The sequence below is a fragment of the Guyparkeria sp. SB14A genome (assembly GCF_005096345.1).
Lineage (GTDB): Bacteria > Pseudomonadota > Gammaproteobacteria > Halothiobacillales > Halothiobacillaceae > Guyparkeria > Guyparkeria hydrothermalis.
The window spans coordinates 1-3,385 of record NZ_SWAW01000059.1 but is presented as its reverse complement, the minus strand read 5'-3'; the positions used below and the strand labels follow the sequence as shown (position 1 = coordinate 3,385).

Annotated in this window: 3 protein-coding genes; 1 reads left to right on the top strand and 2 read right to left on the bottom strand. The window is 70.5% G+C overall.

All coding sequences use genetic code 11. The features are described from left to right. Positions 1-133: 133 nt before the first annotated feature. Both FAZ79_RS11200 and FAZ79_RS11195 read right to left on the bottom strand, forming a co-directional pair. Positions 134-790 (bottom strand): alpha/beta fold hydrolase, encoded by a 657-nt coding sequence (locus FAZ79_RS11200; RefSeq protein WP_136868042.1) that lies wholly within the window; start codon positions 788-790, stop codon positions 134-136. Positions 791-809: 19 nt separating this feature from the next. Further along, the gene (locus FAZ79_RS11195) at positions 810-1,514 is read right to left on the bottom strand and encodes a VIT1/CCC1 transporter family protein (protein ID WP_136868041.1); all 705 of its coding nucleotides are present in this window, start codon (positions 1,512-1,514) and stop codon (positions 810-812) included. A 211-nt stretch (positions 1,515-1,725) separates the two neighbouring features. On the opposite strand from FAZ79_RS11195, the gene FAZ79_RS11190 reads away from it, so the two are divergent. After that, the coding region (locus FAZ79_RS11190) for a TGS domain-containing protein (protein WP_169303694.1) at positions 1,726-3,385 on the top strand (1,660 nt) is incomplete at its 3' end.

Below are 3,385 nucleotides of genomic sequence, written 5' to 3'. Positions count from 1 at the left end.
GGCGCGGATTTCTCCATCGAGGCCCGGAGCACTGAACCGCTCCACGAGGAGGCCGAATAGATTGACGCAACCTGATTATCCACCACCCCACCGGGGGCTTGCGATCGGGGAGCAGGCCATAGATATGCCCGTCTCACCGGTCGGTGGCGGCCGCGTCGGTAACGGAGAGGTGATCGATGGCCAGTTGCGCGACCTGACCCGACCAGAGCAGGGCGAAATGATTTACCGGCACCCGGCGGTGCGCGGCAAGGCGCTCCACGCGGGTCTCGGCGACGGCCACGGTGCCGTCGTTGGGGATGTCGAGTTCGCCGGGGAGCAATCGCCCCGGGCCGATTGGGCGGTCGCCGGCCAGCATGAGGGTGTTCGGGGCGGTCCAGTCAGGCGGGTCACCGGCCAGGCCGTCGACGAGGCTGCCATCGAGCAGCCATCGCCCCACTCGGGTCTCGCCCAGTCGGCGGGCCACCCCGCTGCCGGCCAGTGGCGAGCCCAGCAGCACCACGCGCGTGGCCGGTGAGCGCGCCTCGGGGTGTCGGGCGAACAGGTGGGCCAGCACCAGGCCGCCCAGGCTGTGGGCGAGGAAATGGAGGGGTGGGTCGGGCTGGTCGGCCAGCCAGCGGGCGAGGCGCTCGGCGTTATCGGCCGGCCTCGCGCGCGACGGGTAGCCGAAATGGACCGGGTGGAAGCCGGCGCGCCTGAGCCGGTGGGCGAGTGGCCACATCGCCCAGCGACCCATCCACAGCCCGTGCAGCAGTACCACGCGCGGGCCGGGCGTCACCGGTTTTTTGGCCACCCGGGCCACCGGGGCGGTGTCAGGAAAGACCGGAGAGCAACTGGCCGACCAGCGCGGTGACGCCCATGGTTGCCGCGCCCCAGAACGCGGTGCGGAAACCGCCGAGCATCATCGAGGCCCCGCCGGTGCGCGAGCTCAAGGCGCCGAGCACGGCCAGCACCAGCAGGGTGAGCGGCACGGTAAGCATCATCATGCGCTCGGCGGGCACGATCAGCGCCACCAGTAGCGGCAGGGCGGCACCGGCGGCGAACGAGGCGGCCAGCGGAATGGCGGCGAGCAACGGCCGGGTGTCGGTGATCTGGTGCAGGCCCATTTCCTCGCGGGCATGCGCGCCGAGCGCATCGTGCGCCATCATCTGGCGGGCGACCGTCTCGGCCGTCTGTGCATCCACGCCGCGTTCGACGTAGATGTCGCGCAGCTCGCCCAGCTCGTGCTCGAAGTTGATTTCCAGCTCGCGCGCCTCCATGTCCAGGTCCGCCTTTTCCGTGTCCTGGCGCAGGCGCAGGGCGACGTGCTGACCGGCGGCCAGGGCCAATGCCCCGGCGACCAGGGCGATCACCGCGGCATGCAGCACCTCGGCGGGTGGCAGGCCGCTAGCCAGCAGGCCGGCGATCAGGCTGGACAGGGCAACCAACCCGGCGATCGCCCCCAGTACGGCGGCCCGGACGCTGCGGTAGCGGTTGAGACGGTGATGTTCCCCGTGAAGGTCGGGCCGTTTGGTCATGCCTGTCTCCCTGTGCCTGACCGGCCGATCGGCCGGGTGGTAATCTGAACGTGGCGGCGGTCACGCGATGGCGTGCCGTAAGCACAGACCGGATAGTGCCACGGCCCCGACGGCAACCCAACCGGCGTGTGCCCCGCCGCCGGGTGGCCCGGGGCAGGTCGCCCGAGAATATCCTCCAGGAACGCATTCCAGCCGAGACCCAGCAACCCGCATGCAGCACCCGCTCGACATCAACCCGGACCACCTTTGCCAACGCCTGCAGCAGGCGCTCGACGGCATGGGCGAGCGTGTCGGTCCCGACCTGGCGCTGGCCGTCGAACGGTTGTGCCAGTCGGTCGCGAACGACTCACCTGCCGCCGTCGGCCCGCGGGTCGCCGTCGCCTTGGCCGATGTCCAGGCCGACCTCGCTACCCTGGTGGCCGCCTTGCTGGCCGATCCGGCACTGGACGACGCCCCGGGCGAGGACAATGCCGCCGCCTTCATCGCGCCACGATTGGGGCGACAGGAGTACCGGGGCGTGCAGCGCCTGCTCGGGGCGATCGAGCGATTGCGTGGCTGGGAAACGCGCTACCCCGAGCCGCAGGACGAGGGGCAGCGCGAGTACTGGCGCCGCCTGCTGCTCGCCGGCGCGCGGGATGCCCGGGCGGTGCTGATCGATCTGGCCTACCGGCTGGAAGGAATGCGGGCGCTCGGCGAGGAACCCGACGAGGCGCGGCGCCGGCGGTTTGCCGGCATGACGCTGGCCGTCCATGCGCCGATCGCCCATCGGCTCGGCCTCGGTCAGATCAAGTGGGAGCTCGAGGACCTGGCTTTCCGCCATCTCGAACCGAACACCTACGTCGAGATCGCCGGCCTGCTCGACGAGCGTCGCACCAGCCGCGAGTCGTACCTGGTCCAGGTCGAGCAGAAACTGAACCACGCCCTGCTCCAGGCGGGCATCCGCGCCGAGGTCTACGGGCGGCCCAAGCATATCTACAGCATCTGGGGGAAGATGCGCCGCAAGCAGCTCTCCTTCGAGGAGCTGTTCGACGTGCGCGCGCTGCGGGTGCAGGTCGATTCGGTCACCGACTGCTACGCCGCGCTCTCGGTGGTCCACGAGCTGTTCCGCCCCATCCCGAGCGAATACGACGATTACATCGCCCGGCCCAAGCCCAACGGCTACCAGTCGCTGCACACGGCCGTCGAGGCCGACGAGGGCAAGGTGGTCGAGATCCAGATCCGCACCGAGCGCATGCACGCCTTCGCCGAGTTCGGCGTCGCCGCCCACTGGCGCTACAAGGGCGGCGGTGGCGGCGAAAACCCCTTCGACATGCAGGTCGAATCGCTGCGCCGTGGCCTGTCGCGTGGCGAGATCCGGCCACTGGCCGCGCCAATGGTGTATGCCTTCACGCCGAATGGCGAGTTGGTGGAGCTGCCGGCGGGGGCGACGGTGCTCGATTTTGCCTATCGCATCCACACCCACCTGGGGCACCGCTGTCGCGGGGCGAAGGTCAACGGCCAGATCGCGCCCCTCAAGACCGAGGTGGCCAATGGCGACACGGTCGAGGTGCTGACCCACAAGGAGCCGGCGCCCAGCCGCGAGTGGGCGCACGCCAAGAGCGGCTTTCTGCGCTCGGCGAGCTCCCGGGCGAAGGTGCGCAACTGGTTCGCGCAGTTCGATCGCGAGGATGCCCGCGAACGCGGGCGCCTGATCTGCGAACGGCTGTACCGGCGCTTTTCCATGGACGCCCCCGCCCGCCGGCAGTTGCTCGAGGCACTGGGCGTGAACAGCGACGACCAGCTGTTCCTGGCCGTGGGGCATCACCGCATCGCCCCGGAGACGCTGCAGGCCGCCGCCCGCGGCCAGTTGGGCGCGGCGGCGGACCGCTCCG

Coding starts and splice junctions, on each gene's coding strand:
- FAZ79_RS11195 (WP_136868041.1), bottom strand. CDS start 1,514: ATGACCAAACGGCCCGACCTTCACGGGGAACATCACCGTCTCAACCGC.